The organism is Flavobacteriales bacterium (assembly GCA_021296215.1).
Taxonomy (GTDB): Bacteria; Bacteroidota; Bacteroidia; order Flavobacteriales; family ECT2AJA-044; genus ECT2AJA-044.
This window is the reverse complement of the sequence record JAGWBA010000003.1, coordinates 1-19,562: the sequence shown is the minus strand read 5'-3', so window position 1 is coordinate 19,562 and position 19,562 is coordinate 1. Positions and strand designations below refer to the sequence as shown.

Sequence of the window (19,562 nt, the reverse complement as noted above, 5' to 3'; positions counted from 1 at the left end):
CGTGCACCTAGAACGAGCCGACGCGCATGAGCAGCGAGTAATTCGGTATACTATCAAAGGGACGAGCACTGAGCATCCCGGTTCCTAAAGTTCCGAACACCGGAAGGTCTCCCGGATTAAAGCTGTAAGTGCCCGTATCTACCCGCAAAACGAAATTCGTGTGCTTGAGCACATATGGAGACGCACTCAATTAATCAAGCGTTACAAGTCCTTCCAAAGTGAAATTCGTGAAAAAGGATCCCGACCGTAAGGGGTAGTACAGCTCTTTCGATCGAAGCGATATGCTGTCAATGGTCAAGTCGCTCGAATCGGAGTGGTAAAGCAACTCACTCGCCACCAAGTCGATATTGGTGATGCGCAGGTCGTTCTTCGTAGCCACGACGTCCGAATTTATGCTTAGTCGCCCTTCAAATCTCTCTCGATCCAAAAGGTCGTCCTCTCGGTTGAACTGCTCCTCCAAATGGGTGATCACACGGGCCGAAGCGATGGTTGAATCGCCGTGCTGCTTGAATTCCGCATCGAGCCGTTCTATACGCAATTTCAGCTCATCCTCGAATCGATCAGCCCTGTAAATGAACTCGAAATTCCGAGCGTGTACGGAATCAATACTGAGCAACAGGGGATTTCCGCCTCGATCCTTTTCGGTCCGTTCCGTAAAAGGACGCTTCAAGCCTATGGACTCCTCAATACTCAGCTTGCCGCCCCATTCGTCTACCAAGACCATGCGTCCCCCTTCAAAAAAAACGTCCTCAATGGCAAAGTCATTAGTCCAAAGCGACGATATCGGAATGCCGACGTACATATACTGAATGTGTGCAACGGTATCACGCGTCCCAACTTCTTCGGTCTGATGCAGTACGATGTCCTTCACCCGTAATGCGATCTCCGGCCAGTGCCCCAAACCCGTGATCTCGACCTCGCCGTACTCGATTCTCCCTTTGATCTCCTTGTTCGCCTCGCCGATCAAAGCCTTTACGACCTTGTTTCGTTGCGAATTCACCGCCCAAACGCTAGCCAATAGCAGCAGCGACAGCACCAGCAACAGCCGCAAAACAATCTTTCTCTTCATTTATTCAACGATGATTTTCTCAACGCGATCCGCAACCCTAATGAAATAGTCACCTGCCGAAAGGATGAGCTGCGCCTCGCCATTTTTGCCCACCCTTCCGCGCTGAGCTTCCCGATCGGCAATATCGAAAACAATAAAGACTTGGCCCTCGCGGGCCGATGGGATATACACAGCCCCGCTGGTCGGATTCGGATAGAGTTCGAGTTTGTTCTTCACCTCAGACAAAGAGCTCGTTCCATCCAATGCATTGATCATGGTCCAAAGTTGATTGTCGTAGCTGTTCGCTGCTAAAAGTCCCTGTCCGCCGTCATTTCCCAGGCGAATGATCACCCGATCCTGACCGGGTATCACGTACAGTTTTTGATCGTTCTTTCCCGGTCCCGCGAAGAGATCGGCCGGTGCATTCGGAATTAGTGGGCCGTTGAACGTGAAGGCCGTACCGGGCAGCATATAACTGCTTTTTCCATTGAGCCACCAGAGGTAGCCGTACGATAAGTTCGCCGATTGCGAGGTATTGATCATGGCATCGTAGTAGCTGCCCGAGCCGCTGGCCATGATGACGTTCCCGTTCCAGGTACCTTCGTTAAGGACGAGCAGTCCAAACCTAGCCATGGAACGGGCCGTTGAAACGAATACCCGGAGGTCATTCAGGGGCACATAAGACCCGATCACACCGGTGGTAAGCGACAACTTGCCAATGATGTATTGTGCCAAGCCATTTGGTGTCACCGAGTCGAGCATATGCGTTAACAGGGTGTAGGGTGCATTGTGATAAAACCACGGGTCTGGACTTCCGCTGCAAGTGAGACAGCTCGGATTCGTACAATCGAGGTCCCCGCTGTGGTCCGGACCGGTGGTCATGGTCAGGTGCTTAAGCACAGTGGTAGTGTCTTCATATCCCGATCCGCACGACGACCAGTTGGGCCCGAGATAAGCCTTGGAGTTTTAGCCGCGTGAGATAAGCCCATCGGCCTCGGCCAAGCCGATCAAGAAGGAGGTCATGGTTTTTCCGGCCGAAGCCCAGTACCATAAACTGTCCTGTGTGAAGGAATCGAAATACTGTTCGTGTGCGATTCGTCCGTTTTCCAGTAGGATGAATGCCTTGGTACCGGTTGTGTCCAAAAAAGTATTGAGTTCCTGAAGGGCCGTGGGGTCATAGCCTGCATTTTCGGTGTCCCAGTTATTTCCGATCAAAGGCGGGAAATAGCTTTGCGCTCCGGCATAGGCCAAGTACAGCAGGGCGAAGGTCAGTAAAGTCGTTCTCAGAGCTCCTCGCACAATGCTATCATTTTTTGCATGGTATAAAGGTTCCTCGTCGTAGCGCTGACCTTGAGCTTCCGCTCTAAAAAGTTGTTGTTCAACTTTGATTTGCCTGCTCCATCAGGGCTGTAGAGATACACGGTCTTTTGTTGCACGATCACCTCTTCGGGAGAGAAATCGACTCCGGTTAGATCTTCGACGGCTTCCGAGGACGGAGCCTCATGCAAAAGAGCGAAGTAAATGCGCTCGAGCAGGTATTTCTTTCCTTTAAAGGGTATTTGGGCGAGTATGGACTTCATTTCATCAACGGTCCGTACGACTACAGGTACATCCCAGCCGTAGTGTTGGGCGATGCAATCCTTCAAAGCCCTTTCGAGGTCGCTCGGTTGCGCATCGGCCCGTAGGGCCAGATTCCCACTCTGAATATAGGTGTGGACCTCGCCAAACCCGCATTCCGAAAGCTTTTGACGGAGTTTGGCCATTTTTATCTTCTTTTGGCCGCTGACGTTGATGCCGCGAAGGAAAGCGATGTAGAGCATGAATGGAGATTTTATTTGGAGGCTTTAAAGTACTCATTAATGATGGAGTCTTTGTGCTCGTTCACGAATTCGAGGTAGGCTTTAGCGACCGGCGATAGCTTCTTGTCTATTCGCCAGATGAGTCGCCAGGAGGTGGTGAGTGGAAAGTCCGTTACCGGAATGATCTTGAGGAGCCCTTGTTCGAGTTCTTGCCGTATGCCGATGAGCGGCATCACGGAAAATCCGAGTCCGGCCAAGAGTGCCTGTTTCACCGCTTCGTTCGAGGTGAGTTCGAGCCCTTTCCTGAAGGGGATGTCTCTGAATCCAAGATACTCTTCCATGGTCGATCGGGTTCCGCTGCCCTGTTCGCGGAAGAGGAGTGGGTCGGTACGGAGGATCTCATCACCACCCTTGTTGGGGTCTATGCCATCGGGACGCCCCACAAGGAAGAGCTCGTTCTTCATGAGGGTGATGTGCTTTACTGGCAGGCTGTCCGGTAAGATCGATACCAGGGCGAAGTCAAGCGCGCTGTGAGCGAGTTCGTCGAGGACCGCGGACCGACTCGTAACGTCGAGGGAAAGTTCCACCCCCGGATGAGCCCTCATAAAGGCCGTAAGGAAGTAGGGCATCACGTATTTCCCGGTGGAGACGGTCATGATCGAAAGTTTACCGGCCAGGAGGCTGTTGTGTTGGAGTGCGCGGTAGTTGATCTCGTCGACTTCACGCAGGATGTTCTCGGCCACCTGGGCGATATCGCGACCGAAAGGAGTGATGTGCAAGCCTCGGCCGATGCGCTCTGTCAATGGCAGGTCGAAGGCATCTTGCAGACTCTTGAGCTGAAGCGATACCGCGGGCTGGGTGAGGTGCAGCTCTTTCGCCGCGGCCGTAACACTTCCCAAACGTGCGATGCACTCGAATACCCGAAGTTGCTGCAATGAATAATTCATACGATATACTAATGCGAATAATGAAAAATATAAATGAAAATATATGAATATCCTGTCGCAATTTTGCCTCCGAAATCAATAAAAAATACCACATGAAGCGAATTACGGTTGCAAAGGGCGATGGAATTGGCCCGGAGATCTTGGACGCCACGCTGCGCATCCTCAAAGCGGCAGGGGCCCAAATTGAGATCGACGAGATCGAGATTGGCGAGGAAGTATATAAAGCCGATCACACTTCGGGAATCGCACCGGAGTCGTGGGATTCGATCAGACAAAACAAAGTATTCCTCAAAGCTCCGATCACCACTCCTCAAGGTGGGGTCTACAAGAGCTTGAACGTGACTACGCGGAAGGCACTCGGCCTATATGCCAATGTTCGCCCTTGCCGCAGCCTTCATCCTTTCGTGAGCACCAAACACCCCGATATGGATGTGGTGATCATCCGCGAGAACGAAGAGGATCTGTATGCTGGGATCGAGCATCAGCAGACCGATGAGGTAGTACAGTGCTTAAAGCTCATCAGCCGCCCGGGCTGTGAGAAGATCATTCGCTATGCTTTCGAATACGCTCGTCATCACGGGCGCAAAAAGGTCACTTGTTTCACCAAGGACAACATCATGAAGCAGACCGACGGACTGTTCCACAAGGTTTTCGATGAGATCGAGGCCGAATACACCGACATCGAAAATGAACACTGGATCGTGGACATCGGCAACGCGAAATTGGCCGATACTCCGGAGATCTTCGACGTGATCGTGATGCCGAATCTGTACGGGGACATCTTGTCCGATGTCTCGGCTCAGATCGCCGGATCGGTCGGACTCGCCGGGTCGGCGAATATCGGAGAAACGGTAGCCATGTTCGAGGCTATTCACGGGTCGGCGCCACGCCGCGCCGGTCAGGACATGGCCAACCCGAGCGGGTTACTGCAAGGGGCGCTGATGATGCTTCACCACATAGGTGAGTCTGAAGCCGCTGTGAAAATTCAAAACGCCTGGCTCAAGACCATGGAGGATAGTGTGCATACTTACGATGTCTACAAAGAAGGAATAAGTATTCAGAAGGTCGGAACCCGAGCCTTCGCCGAAGCGGTGATCGAGCGGTTGGGACAGAAACCAACAAAGCTGAAGTCCGAAGAGAATATCCGGCGCGGAGCCTTGGTGCCTCCCGCAGTTAAACGAAGAACACCGGCCAAGAAGGAATTAGTAGGGGTCGATTTGTTCGTCGATCGCCGCGATGTGTCGGCCGACGAATGCGGGGCTTTGCTGCAACGAATCAATACCGATTCAGCAGAACTCACCATGATCACGAACCGCGGCATCAAGGTATGGCCAAACGGCTTCGACGAGACTTTTTGGACCGATCATTGGCGCTGTCGGTTTAAGCCGAAGAACAGTGTACAAATGACTCGTGAGATAATTGTGGAACTGATGGATCGAGCGGTGAAGGAGGGAATTGAAGTCATAAAAACAGAGAACCTGTACACCTTTGATGGAGTAGAGGGATTCTCGAAAGGACAAGGACAATAAATACTGCTTATGGAAATTCAACTCATCAAAGGAAGATACTCTCAAAGCGATGCCTTGGAATTAGTCAAGTGCCTCGTCGATTGTAAGATTCGTTTCCTCGAAGAAACCATATCTACCGAGCTAGCCGAAGAGGACATGAAAATGCGTGAACGCCGAATCGTAGAGCTTCAAAACCAGTTGAACGCTTTGCGCTCAGCGGCCAAGGAGCACGGGGCCCAGCGCCTCTCACTTAGTGCGGACATTCAGTTGAACTAACGAAGGACGGACTCCGCCTCGTGTAGGAGTCCGGCCGCTTTCGGGTGCGCGCTGGTACGAAGTAATTGCAGTGGCGTATGATCGCCACCGTAAACGCGCATCGTGGCTCCCTTGTCGGCGCCATTTTCAATGAGTATCTCGGCGATCTCCACCAAATTGGCCGGTACTTGTTGGCGAATGACCTCAACACCGTTGCTCGACACGTAGTGCAGTAAGGTGGCGCGGTGACCATAGGGTGAATGCTCTTCGACGAGTTCGGGGTGCGATTTCAGCAGATCGCGCAGCTCGTCGGCCTTACCCCAGATCACGGCATCTACGGCCGCTTCGAATTCGGGGTCGTATTCGTACCTACAATCGCAGGCCGCCACCATGAGGCTGAATCCGAACTCTTTGGAATGAACCAAGCGAGCATCGTCGGTCTTGAGCGATCTTAACCGTTCAGGAATGAATGGTGTGCCAATGAAGTCCGGGTGAAAATTGGAAAGTAAAACATGTACACGTTCATCGCCCGATTCGATCCCTTTGAACAGGTGTTCGCTCAACGCCTCAAGGTGAGCACCCACACAGGGGAAGTCGAACCGACGCGTCCACAGGTCGCCGTAAAAGGCGCGTACCTGCTGAACCGGTCGGGGTATGTACGCTTCCATTCCCTCTAAGTTAGCGAATTTTACTCCGCTTTTTCAACCAGTTTCAAGCTTTCGGAGTTGATGCAGAATCGAAGCCCTGAAGGGGGTGGGCCATCCGGAAAAACGTGTCCTAGATGGGCGTCGCAAACGCTGCACAGGACCTCAACACGAACCATTCCGAACGAGGTATCTTTTTCGTACTTGATGGCGTTTTGTCTCACTGGCTCTGTAAAGCTGGGCCACCCGGATCCCGATGCGAATTTGACTGTGCTATCGAACAGCGGCTCATCGCAGCAGATGCAGTTGTACTTACCCGCGACATGCGATTCACAATAGGCGCCCGTCCCCGCCCGTTCCGTTCCTTTTTGTCGCGTGATGCGAAACTGTTCGGGAGTCAGTTGACGCGCCCATTCATCTGTCGACCTCTCAACTCGCCGCGAGGGTTCGGGAGAGCCATTATTGGCGTAGCGTATTACGTCGTTCCAATTCATGCTTTCAATATTTGTTGGTCGCGCTTCACCAAAGCCGAGTGGTGTTCGGCATGGTAGATCGTGAAGTACATCATCTCGCGCAAGGTCAATACCCCGATCGCCGGATGCGGGGCTACCATACGATCGAGCTGTTCTTCGGACATGCCCTCTACATGCCGCACGACCGTCTTTACCTGTCTACCCAGCTTCTGCGACCATCTGTCTCGTTCCGAAATAGGAACGCTACGCGGTATGTATTGTTTCTTGGGTACATAGCCCGGCTGGATCTTCGCTAGGTATTTTTCGACCAACGCATCGTACGTCTTGCTTGGACGGTTTGCCTTTCCGAAACGCCATCGAAGCACCGACTCGGGCAAGTAAAGGGCCAAGGCCAGTGGCCGCACCGACTTGGCCAAATGCTCCAGTTGCTTGCCGGGAGTCCACTTTCCTTCCGGCGCTCGCTCAAAGTCCGTATCCGATAACCCGTTCACGAGCGCTATAAAGTCCCCGTAGTTTCGCTCAATGGCCGATGTGATTTCTTTCTTGTCCACGCTTTCAAATGTTGCTTAAATCTAAGAACTTCAGACCGTAATCGTAGCACATGCAAGCCGAACAGATCTTCGCCGAGGCATACGACCACGGACTCCGTTTCTGCGTGGTCATCGCCATTTCAGCCCCGGGGGCGTACTTTCTGGCGCGCCGCAAAACGGAGTGGTGCCGCGGCTTTTCGATCATGACATGGGTCTGGTGCATTGTAAACACCATCGTGGCCATCATGCGGTTCAACCACATCCGCGTGCCCAATCCCGATCAACTTGCTTTCGCCCAAGGTCATTCGCTTTTCTGGATGCTTCTGAATCTCGTTTTTGATTTCTTCGTGATCGTCTCAGGACTGCTCGCCTATTTCATCGGAAGATTCCAGAACGTGGGCAATTTGTTTCTCGGCCTCGCGGCCGGATGGGCAACTCAAGGCCTTTTACCGGCAATACTCGATGCCTATTTTATTTCGCAGGGCTAGTTGATCCTCAACTAGTGATTACCGGTTGGAACTCGTTCCTTTCTTCTTTCGCTCGTCCAAGTAGTTGAACGTCACCCAGCGCTTGTATCCAATGATGGCCATTTGAACTTTCGACATTTTGTCGAGCTCGACCCGTTTCCACAGCATGGGCAAAACCGCCCTGTTGAGGCTACTCAAAAAAGAGAAAAAGGCATAACGCATTAAACCAAAGGTACATCCTTATGCACAACTTCACCTTTATCGGGGTACGGAATCGTACGTAAGAGATGCTTGGCGGCTTCGATCCGCGCATCGGTTTTGTCGTTCGCCTGAACGATCACCCAGGGCGAAGTAGGTAAGTTCGTCTTGGCGAACATGGCGTCTTTATACTTCGTGTAGTCGTCCCAAAGCTCTTGTGCTTTCTCATCGACCGGGCTCATTTTCCACTTTTTCAAAGGACTTTTACTAATGTCCTTGAACCGACTCGCTTGCTCATCCTTGGTGATCGAGAAATAGAATTTGATGAGGTGAATGTTCGATTCCTGGATCATTCGCTCGAATTCGTTCACCTGACTCATAAAGATCTCGTATTGCGATGGCGTGCAAAACCCGTTTACCGGTTCTACGATAGCCCGATTGTACCAGCTGCGATCAAAGAACACGATCTCTCCGCCCTTGGGCAACTGATTCACGTACCGCTGAAAATACCATTGTCCGGCCTCCTCATCAGTGGGTTTACGCAAGGCCACGATCCGGTAGTGCCGCGGATTTATATGCGCGGTGATACGCCGAATAGCGCCCCCTTTACCCGCAGCATCGCGCCCCTCAAAGAGCCCCACGACCTTTTTTCCCTCCTCGATGACCCAGTTCTGTAACTTGATCAGTTCCACTTGAAGTTGGCGTAACCGAAGTTCATACCTGGTATAACGCAGCGCTTTTTCCAAATCGACCTTCTTCTTTTCCAGCAAGTGGGTAACGCCCACCTTGGTGTTCAGAATGGCCACGCCTTCCGGTGTCAGATCTGATGCTTTCATATCAAATGTCGATTTGTTCGAGTTGACGATAATAACGCTGAACGATATTCGGATCGGGGAAGATGGTGGTCTTGGCCCTCGGCTTGCCCGGGTAGTCGATTTGGCTCAAGACGTGGCGAATGCTTTCGAGCCGAGCAGTGCGCTTGTTGTTGGCCTTCACGATGGTCCACGGACTAAAGGCACTGTGCGTGCGCGAGAACATCTGCTCTTTGAAATAGGTGTATTTATCCCAGAGCTCTTGACCCTTCATATCGACAGGACTGAATTTCCAGACCTTGAGGGGGTTTTCGAGGCGCGACTCGAACCGCTTTTGTTGCTCTTCTTTGGAGATCGAAAACCAGAACTTGATCACGTGCACGCCATCTTCGTAAAGCATGTGCTCGAACTCCTGAACTTGCCTCATAAAGAGCTCGTATTGCTGCTTAGTGCAAAAGCCCATGACCGGTTCAACGACGGCCCTATTGTACCAGGTGCGGTCGAAGAAGACGATCTCGCCGGGTTCGGGCAGCACGCGAATGTACCGTCGAAAGTACCACGATCCCTGCTCGGCCACGGTGGGCTTGGTCAAGGCCACCACGCGCATGGTACGCGGATTCAAATGTTCCTTGAATCGCTTTATTGCGCCCCCCTTTCCGGCGGCATCGCGCCCTTCGAAAAGCACGGCCACCCGCATTTTTTTATTGGAGATGTGGCGCTGAAGATTCACCAACTCGACCTGCAGGCGCGATAGCTCTTCTTCGTACCGCAGGTTTCTCTTGAATTTACGCAGGTCCAGATTTTTGTCGTCGGCCAGGTCAATAAGATCCCTACGGGTCTTTAACCCAACCAACTCTTCGGCGGTGAACATAGGCACGTGTTTAGATGACCAATGTACGCACCTTTAAATTCTAATCGCCATGATAATGGTCAGGAAAAGATAAAATCCATGGCCATTTCAGCGTGTAACCTTGTTGTGTCGAGCAAAGGCAGATCGAAGTCCTCAGGGCCGAACATGATCGGCAGTTCCGTACATCCCAGAATAATGGCGTCGGCACCAGCTTCCTTGAACTCCTTCATGCGCTCCGAATAAAACGCACGTGCCTCACCGCTGAAGATCCCGCTAGTAAGCTCCTTGGCGATATAATGGTGCACTTGCTCGCGGTGCTTTTCGGGGGGTAGCAGTACCTCCAGACCGTGCTTATCACGAAGCCGCTCTTTTAAAAATTCCATGCCCATCACCGGTTTGGTGCCCGGCAGACCGAGACGTGGCCATCGGCCCGAGAGGGCCTTTTTAGCCGTAGCATCCGCGATATGCAAGATGGGGATATCGATCTGCGGCTGCACGTGGTCATACACCAAATGAGGCGCAGATGGCGATCCCGTCGGCGCCGTCGTCTTCCAGTAACTTCGCAATGCGCAGATATTCGGAGCGAATCTCGTTGTGATCGCCGCGCCGCATGATGTCGATATTTTGGCTGTAAAGGATCATGGGCGGATTACTCATAGGGCCGAGTTTGTCCGTCGCCATTTCATTCAGGAGGCGGTAATACACGATGGTCGAATGCCACGACGTGCCGGCAATGAGTCCGAGTTTTTTCATGCCCCCGAAGGTCGCGATTTCCGACGACCTGCTCCGTGATGCCGGTTACGGACGGTACTTCACGAAGAATCCGCCCCCGGGCAGCACCCTGCGCTCCAGAATCTCGACCGGCCGCTCCACTGCTTTGTGGTTGCCGAAAAGTGGAATTCCCCGGCCCAGATTCACGGGCATAACGAACTGCCACACCTCTTCTATGAGTCCGGCCCCAAGCGCCCGGCCATTCAAATCGCCCCCGCCGATGAGCCACACGTGCTTTTCGGCGATAGCCCGCAGTTGCCGTAGCTTTTCCATGGGGTTTTGGTTTACGACCTCAACGGTCGGATGTGCGGCCGTAGCGGTCTTGCTCACCACTACGTTATGCGTCGATGCATACGGCCACTCACCAAAGGTCAGTACCTGGCGATAGGTGTTTCCGCCTTGAAAGGTATGCGAACAGCTCGCGTAGAACTCGTTGTAGCCGAAGTCCTCACCATCGGGTGCGGGCGGAATCCAACCGACGCCGCCCTGTTCATCGGCGATGAATCCGTCCAAGGTGGTTGCGATGTACAGGATCACCATGTCACTTTACTTTTAGTTCGATATTGGGGTTGATGTTCCGTAAGAGCGAAATGAATTCTTCTTTATTAACCGGCGAAATCACCACCGCATCGTACTTGCCGAAGCTGATGTGTAGCCGGTCGAGTGACCAGGCCGGGGCCGCTAAGATGGTGCGCGCCGGCTCAATGCTCTTGATGGTACTTATGGGAAATCGCCGCCGTACGAACGGTCCACCGTGCACCACCAAGTCATGTTCTTTGGTGATCGAATAAAAGGTCAAGGCGTAGGTGATGCCCATGAAAATGAGCGTGGCCGCTACAATGGCCGTTGCAGCCCAGGCTCGTTGGTTGATCGTAAGGGCCAACGCCAAGAGCAGCGGTCCGGCCGCCAGCGCAGCCAAGCCCCAGCTTAACTTCGATCGATATATTTTGTGCTCCATTGTTTTACACGCTTGAGTGCCTTATTCCGAAAGTACGGCTTTTGGGCCGTTTCGACGGCGCGTTCAACGATGAGGCAGAACTCCCCCGCCAGCTCCGGATAATGACTCACGTACTTGTGCAGCACATCGACTGCGTGAGCCTTGGTGTACTCCGTTTCACGTTCTTTTTCGAGCTCATCGATCGCCAAATTCAATAACCGATCGCCCTGCTCTTCGGAGAGGTCGCACTTGGTGAGCGATGGAATGAACGATCCGATTTGCTGGTGGGTCTTGAGCTCGGGCAAGGCCGAAGTAATGCGTTCGAGAAAGGGAGTCCAGGTGGAGGGGTTTTGCCGAAAGGCGAATTTCATGACCCACGAGGCTCGCCAAGCAAAGGGGTAGTCTTCGCTAAGGGCCATATAGACCACCGTGGCGCGGTATTCGGGCTCCCGAAGAAAACGGTCGATCAGGGGCTTCATGCCCTTTTGACTCGGATGTTGCAAATCGGCCCGTAGGGCCTCGTATTCTGGATTATTCGTCATCGAAACCACCGCCATCGCTACCCGGACCGCCTTCACGGCGATCGCTGGGGTTGCGCTCTTGTTTGAGGCGGTAGCTAAAGGTAAGCAACCATTGACGTTGTCGCCACTGAAAAGTGTTTTCGCTGTAGTAGCCCGGTTCTTCAATGACCCACCGGCGTTTGCGCGAGTTAAAGAGGTCGCGCACGTTGAGGCTAAGGTTCCCTTTTCCATTGAACAGGTCGATGCCCACGCTGGCGTCGACGGCCGCAATGGCCTGAACGCGACCTTGAGCGTTTTGAGTTGGTCCCCGGCAGAACCCGCTCACTTGTCCTTTGAGTTTGTCGGTGAAATTCCACTGCGAACTAAGTCGGGCGGTCCACGAGGTGTTATCGGCCCCGAAATCTTCACCTTCGTAGGATCCGGCCGTTACTTCGTGGAAAAAATTCACGTTTCCGTTGATGCGCCAATCGTAGTTGATGTCGTAATTCGCGGTAAACTCGAATCCATAGGCGTCTTGTACGGCCAAATTCACCGGAAAACGCACGGTATTACCTACTGAATCGATAAAGGTGATGCGCTGTATGATGCCCGTGCGGTGGCGGTAGTAGGCAGAGGTGAGAACGCTTCCTTTATCAAAGTAATAGAGGTAGCTGGCTTCGTAGCTATCGGTGTATTCCGGGTTGAGGCCGGGGTTTCCTGCCCAGAAGTTTCGGTTGTCGCTGTAGCTGCTGAACGGCAGAAGCCATCGGAATCGCGGACGACTAAGTCGGCGACTGTAACTCATTTGAAGGGTCTGATTTTCGGTGAGCTCATAACCGAAGAAAACGCTCGGGAACCAGTTGAGATAATTGCGGGGGTTCGTTTCACCCGTTTCGACGAGCTCGGTCTCGATGTCGCTGTACTCGGCTCGCAAGCCTCCTTGCCATGACCAACGACCGAGATCTTGACTTAAAATGGCGTACGCGGCATGAATGCCCTCCGTGTAACGGAAGTAGTTGTTGAGCCCATCGACCGGAGTCCAATCGCCCTCCGAACCCTCTCGTGTTTCGACGCTGAAATCGTTGTCGATCAATCTCCAGGCACTTTTATACCCCAATTCGAGCTGTGCACCGTTCGGCAGCGGGTCGATGTAGTCGGTCTGAATGAGGTAGTTGGTTTCGTTCTCGGTATTGGTAGAACGCTGAAATAGACTATCGCTTCCCGGGTATGTGCTGGTTTGCAAGAGGTCACTGTCCTCCACGTCGTTGTCTTTGATGAACTGCAAGTCTATCGTCCATTTTCGGTCTTTTTCGTCGAAGGTGCGCAGCCAGTTCACGTTAACCTCGTAGGTATCTTCCAATTCCAGCTCTTTATCGGCCCGCAAGGTTTCCCCAAGGGTGATGCCCTCGTTGGTTTCGTCGTAGTATAAAAGGTCCACGTAGTTGTTTCCGCGTTCGGTATCGTAGAGTCCGCTCACGGTCAGCGTGCTGTAATCGCCGAGGTAAAAATCGGCTCCGGCCCTAAAGGTATTGCTCCACCCTCCGCGCAATTGATCGCGGTCACTCACAAAGGTATACGAGGTGTCGCTGTTGTCGATGATTTGCGTGGCCATTCCACCCCCCGGGCTATTTCGGTAACGCACGCTGTAACTCCCAAAGAGGTTCACATTTTGGTTGCGGTAGTTGGCGTTGAGTGTAAGTCGGTGATCGTCGGGGTAGCCCGTCACGGCCTGAACCGATCCGTTGAGTCCACTCTTGCGCTCTTTCTTGAGAACGATATTGATGATCCCCACTTCTCCTTCGGCATCGTACCGCGCACTCGGGTTGGTGATCACTTCTACGCTTTCGATGAGGTCGCCCGGAAGCTGGCGCAGGGCGTCGGCCACGTTGGTTCCCAAGAGTCCGGAGGGGCGGCCGTTTATGAGAATCCGAACGTTCTCGGATCCGCGTAGACTCACGTTTCCTTCAACGTCGACGGTAACGCTTGGAACGTATTCGAGAATCTCGCTGGCGTTCAGTCCCGATGATTTCAGGTCTTCACCCACGTTCATGACGCGCTTGTCGAGCTTGAGTTCCATTTCGCTCCGTTTTTCCACCACTTCTACCTCACCGATCACCAAGCTCGATGGACTCAGGTTAAGGGTGCCCAAGGCAAGCGACTTTCCGTTGAAGTCGATGTCGCGGTATTCGTTTTCGTAACTCAGGAAACTAACTTGCAGAATATAGGGCCCGGCCGGAGGTGTCAACCGGAAGAACCCCTCGATATCGGTCGCAGACCCTTCAACGATGCTGCTATCGCCTTGCTCCATCACCACCACCGAAGCATAGAGCACCGGCACTCCTTCGGGGTCCACCACCGTTCCGGTAATACCCGAGTTCTGCGCCCGTAGTGCCGTGGGGAACAATGTGAATAGTAAAAAGAGGAGTAGGGCGTTCTTCATTAGTGTGGTCCGTTCAGCAAAACAACGCTGTAATACTACGCTTGTTCAGCGATCGCAAATTTAGTGTTTTTTCAAGAATTTAGCTTAACTACGCGCTCCACCCTCCGACCTTGGTCCGTTTCAACGACCAATATGTAGTATCCGGCCGCGAGGCCGCCCAAATCGATTTCGGCTTCGTTTTTTTCTGTGCCTGCGGCACGATGCACACCTTTGGCGGTCAGCAGATACCAGCGGAAGGCGCTGTTGGGTAGCGATATACCCATGCGATCCGCGGTGGGGTTGGGCCCAATGCGCAATTCGGGCAAGTGGGTTTCGGTCAGAGACACCGCGGCGGTTCGGTCCCACCAAATCCAATACCGATGCATGGGAATGGCACCATCGGGGTAGTTTGGGTTCACTATCGAGGTGTCGCCGTTGACCGTGAGGTTGGCCCTGTGAACACAACCCGCGATCCAGAGGTCCTCGGGGCCGTCGGGCACGAGGTAAAGGGGTAAAAAGAAGGATCCGGTGAAGTAGCCTTCTTCGGTCCGGCCGGATCTGCCGAAATGGTGCACTTCGACCCGGGTATAGGGGTCGTACACGAAGGTAAAGTACTCGTTTCCGCGCACGAGTACGTCGTTTGCGTTGAAGTGAAAGGACGTGGAGGAATAGGGCAGGGTATCGGTACGCAGGAAATTGCCTTGCCAATTGTACTTGGTGAGTAAAACCACCTCCGGATTATTGACTCCTTGTGGAAAGGTGAGTGCTTGGTGAACGAGGTTGTTATTCGATCGATGGAGTTGATCTTCGACGTCAAAGCTGATGTATGGAGTGAGGTGGCCCCAAATTCGGCTGAGGCGAGCATTGAGTACCACGATATAGTGATAGTAGCTCGACGGTACCGAGGGCGGGGGCAGACTTAGACCCGGAAAAACACCGTTGCCGGTGGTGCCCGTTAAGGCGATCATTCCTTGGGCATTCACTTCGATATCGGAGCAGGTGCGGGCCGGGAAAAAAAGACTGTCGAGTGCTTGTCCGGTCGCCGGATCTCACTTGAGCAGGTAGCTGAACAGCGTATTGTGGATTCCGACTTTGTAGACCGTGTCGTTGGCGAACGTACCGGCCACGGCACCACTGCGGTAGCTCAGTAGTGTGTCGCCGTGGCATTTGGCCCAAAGTACGTTTCCGGCCGAGCCGAGCCGAAGGGTAAAGGAACGTTCGAGGGCGTTGTGCAGGCGCAGGGTGTCTTGGCCCGTTTCGAGATCGGCTCGGAAACTGCCGAAAATGAAGAGCGACCGATCGGGGCCTTCGACGATGTCGTGTATGGAGGCTATACTTTGATCCCACTCGATGCGTTGTATCACGCCATGGCCAGGGCGGTAATAAACGATGGAGGGATCCCCCGTTTCGTGTCCGCCCACGGAGACGGTAATCCCGCTCGGAAGGCGTCGGATGTGTCATCCGGCCTGCAACAGGTCGCCGTTACTCAGGCGTATGGCGGCCGTGATCTTGTGGGAGTCGAGTGGCGAAACGAGCTCGGTGAACGTGTGCACGGGAACTTACCCTTCGGCCCGTAGGGCCAGAAGAAAGAGAAGGAACAAGATTGTTTTACGTAACGGATTCACACTAGTAATGTACGTAAGTCGCCGTTGATGACGTTGGTATAAAGGAAAGCAAAAGAGGAGATTGTGAAAATCAAGTTGATCTTGTCGGTTCTTACGATCGGGTCATTGGCGTTTGCCGTGCCGGGCATGAGGCCTGTTCACGAGCCAACGGAAGAGAATATGGAAACCGTTTCGGCGGTGGTTACGGGTGTTCGGGCTACTGGGAGTTACGACATCTTTTTTAAGGTGCGCGATCACGAGGGCGAAAATTTTTATATCAATCGAGGCGTAGAGCGGGGTCTCGATCCGGAGGCCATTGAGGCATTTGTGAAGGGCAAGGGCGTGGATCTTACTTTCATGAAGCACAAGTCACTTTTTGACCCGAACGGGCGCGCACATCATTTGGTAATGGTCAGCTGCGGCGATTCCCTTATTTTTGCGCAGTAGATCGATCGCATGGCACAAGAATATAGTGGTGCTCACGAACGGGCGAATACCGTAACACATTTTTTGGGATTCTTATTTGGACTCGTGACCTTTCCGCTGTTGGTGCGGCATATTTTGATCGAGGGCGGACGGCCATACGACCCTATTGGGGCCGTGGTGTACGGCATTGGATTCTTAATGGTCTTTGGGTTTTCGTCGCTCTATCATTTTCACAAAGAGCCCAAGAAAAAGAGACTGATGAAGATCTGGGATCACATCAGTATCTACTTTTTGATCGCCGGAACGTATACGCCATTTTTATTGCACTATGCGACGCCTCGGGTGCAGTGGAACATGCTGGCGGTTCTCTGGGGATTAACGGCTTTAGGAACCGTATTCAAGGTGTTCTTTACCGGTCGGTTTAGGTTGGTTTCTACCGGGATTTACCTCGCGATGGGTTGGCTCATTATTTTGGCGCCGACGTCATTTAGAGCTGCGCTGCCCGATGAACAAGTTCAGTGGATTTTCATCGGAGGGGCATTCTATACTTTGGGCACGATCTTTTATTTGATTGAGCGCATCCCGTTCAACCACGCTATTTGGCACGTATTCGTGCTCGGCGGAGCGGTTTCTCATTTTATCGGTATCTGGAAGATCTTCGCTTAGTCGGCGTCGATGAAGTTCACCGGTCCACATTGCGAAAAAGGAAGCATGGCCGGTTCGCTCAACGGAAGCGGATTCTCTTTAATATAACCCTCAAGAAGTTCGGGAAAACGAACCATGTTGTTTTCGTCCATGGACCCCGGCATGAACTTGTACAGCATGTATTGTACTTCGCCCTCAGGGTTGCTGTATAGTCGTACGAAGGCCCGCGTGGGTACTCCCCAGCGGTAATTACGCTCGTTCAAGTGACCGGCGAAATCGGTGAGCCAATTGATCCACTCCGCTTGAAACTCCTCCACTCGGTCTCCCATGACCGGCGATATTGAATCGGGCCCCAGAGCCGGAGGGAAAGCGTTATCCAAAGAATCGATCAATTCAGGGCTGGGCCGATCTTGGAGGTTAATGATGGTTTGAGCTTGAGTAGTAGCGGCCCACAGTAGGGCGATAAAACAAGTCCTTTCTTGATACGGTGTTTTTATTTTTCCGCCTTCGGCGGGAAATTTTTGGTGGCGGCCAAACTCGCCACCATGCTCTGAAGCATATCGCTGGCGGCATTTGGCGCATTGGGTAACATCACGAGGTTGCTGTTCGCGTTTTCACCAACGCTGTGCAAGGTGTCGTAGTGCTGTGTAATAACGATCAAGGCAGAGGCTTCTTGCGGGTTGATCCCGGCTTTATTCAGGACCGTAACCGAATCTTCCAATCCTTTGGCGATCTCTCGGCGCTGGTCGGCGATACCTTGACCTTGTAGCCGCTTGCTTTCGGCTTCGGCCCGCGCTTTGGCTACGATCTTGATGCGGTCCGCTTCGGCCTCATATTCGGCCGCCACTTTTTGTCGTTCCGCAGCATTGATCCGGTTCATGGCGATCTTCACTTCTTGATCGGGATCGATGTCGGTGACCAGGGCTTTGACTATACTGAAACCGTAGGTCTCCATGGCTTGTTCCAACTCGCGCTTAGTGGCTATGGCAATGTCGTCTTTGCGCTCGAAGACATCGTCGAGCTTCATTTTCGGCACTTCGGCGCGCACGGTGTCGAATACGTAGCTCGTTATTTGGTCGACCGGATCACTGAGCTGGTAAAAGGCATCGTAGACCTGTGCGGGTTTTATCTGGTACTGTACCGAGATTTTCATCCGCACGAACACGTCGTCTTTGGTCTTGGTCTCCACCAGCACGTCGAGCTGCCGGATTTTGAGGCTGAGTCGGCCCGCAATTCGATCGATCAGCGGAATGCGAAATTGAAGTCCGGCCCTGCGAACACTTTGGAAGCGTCCAAATCGCTCTACAATGGCCGATGTTTGCTGCTTGACCACGAACACGGATCCCAGAATGAGCAAGAGGACCAGGACCAGGTAAACTATATTCATAAACCCCATATCACAAATGTTTTTCCATGCGGAAATTAGTCATTTTCACGCCTTTTCGCTCTACTTCGTTCTCGGCGATTTCCATAAAACCCATAGCTTCGAAAAAGGGTTTGGCCCATTGACTGGCATCGGAAAATAGTCGATCGAACGCCTTCTTTTTCGCCTCCTTTTCAAGCGCCTTGTACAGTTTTTTTGCTACTCGCCTTCTTTGAAAATCCGGATGTACATATAGTACGTCTAAGTACCCATCCCAGCAAATGGATCCGAATCCAATGAGCTTTCCGGTTTCGTCTTCTGCGACCAGGAAATGATCGTCGCGAATCTTTCGGTGCCATCGGTCGCGGTTGTCGGTACTCGACTTCCAGGCCGATCGCTGCTCCTCAGAGTAATAATCCTCGCCGGCTTTGATCGCCGCTTGGAACACCTCGACCACGGCACGATAGTCGTGCGGCTCTCCGCGTCGGATCTTGGGTTTCCATTGAGGCATAGTGCTTACAAGTTAGTTAAATAGTAAACGGATTGAACTAAAGCGAGGTATTTATACAGTAGTTGATTTCGATTGAATTGGGCCAACCTGAGTGAGGTGAGGTACTGGCTCAATAACTAAAGAGCCAAGAAACTCTCCAAAACCGATAATGATTAGTTTATTATACTTATCGGTTTTGACATCGAGCCGACGGAAAGAACCCCGAAACTTGTATAGGAAAAACGAGAATCAAGAAGTCACTTGTTCCTGTATTGCTTTTAGCCATTGGTTTTTTGTCCTGCGAAAAAACCACCGAAACGGTCATCAGCGGCAAGGTGGTCACTTTTCGGGAAGACTCATTATTATATATCGGACCCATTGAAGTAACACTGTATAAATCTGTTGGCTCACCCGGTGATGAGGTTGAAACAAAATTATTGTGGCCGCCTTATGAGTTTCATTTCGTATCGGAGGCCACGGACTTTGTTTACGAAGGTTTTCAGGTAGGGGTTGACTCCTATGTGCCGAGGCATGCGAAGCATTACGCCGGAGATGCCGATTACATATTGGAGGGCGAAACGGAGCACAACTACTTGGTGAACCTGATGCCCCGCACGTGCATCGCCTATGTGTTGATCAACGAAGACCCACAGCCGGGTGATTATATTTCAATTAATCGCATTGGCGGAGGGGCCTACACTATACATGGGACCACTTCGGAAATTGTTATGGACTGCGGATACTATTGTATTGACCCCCTATAAATTGGACAGAAATTATCAATCAATTTAGCAGAGCTTTTGGGTTTAACAAGTTATTTTCTTGATTTTTTGTGGGTTTATAGTTTTGTTTCCGGACCCGGTCCGGGGTTTTTCT

General features: G+C 52.4%; 29 protein-coding genes. 6 read left to right on the top strand and 23 right to left on the bottom strand.

Features of this window, described 5'->3' with window-relative positions; all coding sequences use genetic code 11:
- Window positions 1-7 precede the first annotated feature (7 nt).
- The 6 genes from J4F31_00885 to J4F31_00860 form a co-directional block, all read right to left on the bottom strand.
- Window positions 8-190 (bottom strand): hypothetical protein, encoded by a 183-nt coding sequence (locus J4F31_00885; protein ID MCE2495136.1) that lies wholly within the window; start codon window positions 188-190, stop codon window positions 8-10.
- Entirely contained in the window at window positions 191-1,069 is an 879-nt protein-coding gene (locus J4F31_00880; protein ID MCE2495135.1) for a hypothetical protein, read from the bottom strand.
- Window positions 1,070-1,948: a hypothetical protein gene (locus J4F31_00875; GenBank protein ID MCE2495134.1), complete on the bottom strand. Its 879-nt coding sequence runs from the start codon at window positions 1,946-1,948 to the stop codon at window positions 1,070-1,072.
- 66 nt (window positions 1,949-2,014) lie between these two features.
- A complete protein-coding gene (locus J4F31_00870) occupies window positions 2,015-2,347 on the bottom strand; it encodes a hypothetical protein (GenBank protein ID MCE2495133.1) in 333 nt (110 codons plus the stop codon).
- Window positions 2,332-2,868 carry a DUF1697 domain-containing protein gene (locus tag J4F31_00865; protein ID MCE2495132.1) on the bottom strand — a complete coding sequence of 179 codons (537 nt, stop codon included), beginning with the start codon at window positions 2,866-2,868 and terminating at the stop codon, window positions 2,332-2,334. Before J4F31_00865 ends, J4F31_00870 begins: the two co-directional genes overlap by 16 nt.
- 11 nt (window positions 2,869-2,879) lie before the next feature.
- A complete protein-coding gene (locus tag J4F31_00860; GenBank protein MCE2495131.1) occupies window positions 2,880-3,794 on the bottom strand; it encodes a LysR family transcriptional regulator in 915 nt (304 codons plus the stop codon).
- Between the two features lie 92 nt (window positions 3,795-3,886).
- Between J4F31_00860 and J4F31_00855 the strand changes: the two genes are divergently transcribed.
- Window positions 3,887-5,323 (top strand): NADP-dependent isocitrate dehydrogenase, encoded by a 1,437-nt coding sequence (locus tag J4F31_00855; protein ID MCE2495130.1) that lies wholly within the window; start codon window positions 3,887-3,889, stop codon window positions 5,321-5,323.
- A 9-nt stretch (window positions 5,324-5,332) separates the two neighbouring features.
- A complete protein-coding gene (locus J4F31_00850; GenBank protein MCE2495129.1) occupies window positions 5,333-5,578 on the top strand; it encodes a hypothetical protein in 246 nt (81 codons plus the stop codon).
- On the opposite strand, the gene J4F31_00845 is transcribed toward J4F31_00850, so the two are convergent.
- The 3 genes from J4F31_00845 to J4F31_00835 are packed head-to-tail and all read right to left on the bottom strand — an operon-like array spanning window position 5,575 to window position 7,225.
- Entirely contained in the window at window positions 5,575-6,225 is a 651-nt protein-coding gene (locus J4F31_00845) for a hypothetical protein (GenBank protein ID MCE2495128.1), read from the bottom strand. The two genes, J4F31_00850 and J4F31_00845, sit on opposite strands and share 4 nt — an antisense overlap.
- A gap of 20 nt (window positions 6,226-6,245) precedes the next feature.
- On the bottom strand, window positions 6,246-6,695 hold the full coding sequence (msrB, locus tag J4F31_00840; GenBank protein ID MCE2495127.1) for a peptide-methionine (R)-S-oxide reductase MsrB: 450 nt from the start codon (window positions 6,693-6,695) through the stop codon (window positions 6,246-6,248).
- A complete protein-coding gene (locus J4F31_00835) occupies window positions 6,692-7,225 on the bottom strand; it encodes a DinB family protein (GenBank protein ID MCE2495126.1) in 534 nt (177 codons plus the stop codon). Before J4F31_00835 ends, msrB begins: the two co-directional genes overlap by 4 nt.
- Window positions 7,226-7,275: 50 nt before the next feature.
- On the opposite strand from J4F31_00835, the gene J4F31_00830 reads away from it, so the two are divergent.
- Complete coding sequence (locus tag J4F31_00830) at window positions 7,276-7,692, top strand: hypothetical protein (protein MCE2495125.1); 417 nt, start codon at window positions 7,276-7,278, stop codon at window positions 7,690-7,692.
- An 18-nt stretch (window positions 7,693-7,710) separates the two neighbouring features.
- On the opposite strand, the gene J4F31_00825 is transcribed toward J4F31_00830, so the two are convergent.
- From J4F31_00825 to J4F31_00775, 11 genes are all read right to left on the bottom strand, one after another.
- Window positions 7,711-7,893, bottom strand: a complete 183-nt coding sequence (locus J4F31_00825; protein MCE2495124.1) for an SsrA-binding protein — start codon at window positions 7,891-7,893, stop codon at window positions 7,711-7,713.
- The gene (gene ppk2 / locus J4F31_00820) at window positions 7,893-8,705 is read right to left on the bottom strand and encodes a polyphosphate kinase 2 (GenBank protein MCE2495123.1); all 813 of its coding nucleotides are present in this window, start codon (window positions 8,703-8,705) and stop codon (window positions 7,893-7,895) included. The genes J4F31_00825 and ppk2 (J4F31_00820) overlap by 1 nt, the downstream gene beginning before the upstream one ends.
- A 1-nt stretch (window position 8,706) precedes the next feature.
- A complete protein-coding gene (ppk2, locus tag J4F31_00815; protein MCE2495122.1) occupies window positions 8,707-9,552 on the bottom strand; it encodes a polyphosphate kinase 2 in 846 nt (281 codons plus the stop codon).
- 59 nt (window positions 9,553-9,611) lie between these two features.
- Window positions 9,612-10,040 (bottom strand): amino acid racemase, encoded by a 429-nt coding sequence (locus J4F31_00810; GenBank protein ID MCE2495121.1) that lies wholly within the window; start codon window positions 10,038-10,040, stop codon window positions 9,612-9,614.
- The gene (locus tag J4F31_00805) at window positions 10,033-10,284 is read right to left on the bottom strand and encodes an aspartate/glutamate racemase family protein (GenBank protein ID MCE2495120.1); all 252 of its coding nucleotides are present in this window, start codon (window positions 10,282-10,284) and stop codon (window positions 10,033-10,035) included. Before J4F31_00805 ends, J4F31_00810 begins: the two co-directional genes overlap by 8 nt.
- A 45-nt stretch (window positions 10,285-10,329) precedes the next feature.
- Window positions 10,330-10,842 carry a dihydrofolate reductase family protein gene (locus tag J4F31_00800; protein ID MCE2495119.1) on the bottom strand — a complete coding sequence of 171 codons (513 nt, stop codon included), beginning with the start codon at window positions 10,840-10,842 and terminating at the stop codon, window positions 10,330-10,332.
- 1 nt (window position 10,843) lies between these two features.
- Window positions 10,844-11,260 (bottom strand): PH domain-containing protein, encoded by a 417-nt coding sequence (locus J4F31_00795; protein ID MCE2495118.1) that lies wholly within the window; start codon window positions 11,258-11,260, stop codon window positions 10,844-10,846.
- Window positions 11,230-11,817 (bottom strand): hypothetical protein, encoded by a 588-nt coding sequence (locus J4F31_00790; GenBank protein ID MCE2495117.1) that lies wholly within the window; start codon window positions 11,815-11,817, stop codon window positions 11,230-11,232. The genes J4F31_00795 and J4F31_00790 overlap by 31 nt, the downstream gene beginning before the upstream one ends.
- Window positions 11,771-14,179, bottom strand: coding sequence for a TonB-dependent receptor (locus tag J4F31_00785; GenBank protein ID MCE2495116.1), 2,409 nt, complete (start codon window positions 14,177-14,179; stop codon window positions 11,771-11,773). The genes J4F31_00790 and J4F31_00785 overlap by 47 nt, the downstream gene beginning before the upstream one ends.
- A gap of 71 nt (window positions 14,180-14,250) precedes the next feature.
- The gene (locus J4F31_00780; protein ID MCE2495115.1) at window positions 14,251-15,126 is read right to left on the bottom strand and encodes a T9SS type A sorting domain-containing protein; all 876 of its coding nucleotides are present in this window, start codon (window positions 15,124-15,126) and stop codon (window positions 14,251-14,253) included.
- An 81-nt stretch (window positions 15,127-15,207) separates the two neighbouring features.
- Window positions 15,208-15,579, bottom strand: a complete 372-nt coding sequence (locus tag J4F31_00775) for a hypothetical protein (protein MCE2495114.1) — start codon at window positions 15,577-15,579, stop codon at window positions 15,208-15,210.
- 267 nt (window positions 15,580-15,846) lie between these two features.
- Between J4F31_00775 and J4F31_00770 the strand changes: the two genes are divergently transcribed.
- Window positions 15,847-16,209: a hypothetical protein gene (locus tag J4F31_00770; protein ID MCE2495113.1), complete on the top strand. Its 363-nt coding sequence runs from the start codon at window positions 15,847-15,849 to the stop codon at window positions 16,207-16,209.
- Window positions 16,210-16,218: 9 nt separating this feature from the next.
- On the top strand, window positions 16,219-16,854 hold the full coding sequence (locus J4F31_00765; GenBank protein MCE2495112.1) for a hemolysin III family protein: 636 nt from the start codon (window positions 16,219-16,221) through the stop codon (window positions 16,852-16,854).
- Here J4F31_00765 and J4F31_00760 read toward each other — a convergent pair.
- The 3 genes from J4F31_00760 to J4F31_00750 all read right to left on the bottom strand — a co-directional run bounded on the left by J4F31_00760 (window position 16,851) and on the right by J4F31_00750 (window position 18,707).
- A complete protein-coding gene (locus J4F31_00760; protein MCE2495111.1) occupies window positions 16,851-17,213 on the bottom strand; it encodes a hypothetical protein in 363 nt (120 codons plus the stop codon). The genes J4F31_00765 and J4F31_00760 overlap by 4 nt on opposite strands.
- A 113-nt stretch (window positions 17,214-17,326) precedes the next feature.
- Entirely contained in the window at window positions 17,327-18,229 is a 903-nt protein-coding gene (locus tag J4F31_00755) for an SPFH domain-containing protein (GenBank protein MCE2495110.1), read from the bottom strand.
- Between the two features lies 1 nt (window position 18,230).
- Complete coding sequence (locus J4F31_00750) at window positions 18,231-18,707, bottom strand: GNAT family N-acetyltransferase (protein MCE2495109.1); 477 nt, start codon at window positions 18,705-18,707, stop codon at window positions 18,231-18,233.
- 272 nt (window positions 18,708-18,979) lie between these two features.
- Between J4F31_00750 and J4F31_00745 the strand changes: the two genes are divergently transcribed.
- On the top strand, window positions 18,980-19,450 hold the full coding sequence (locus J4F31_00745; GenBank protein ID MCE2495108.1) for a hypothetical protein: 471 nt from the start codon (window positions 18,980-18,982) through the stop codon (window positions 19,448-19,450).
- The last annotated feature ends 112 nt before the right edge of the window (window positions 19,451-19,562 follow it).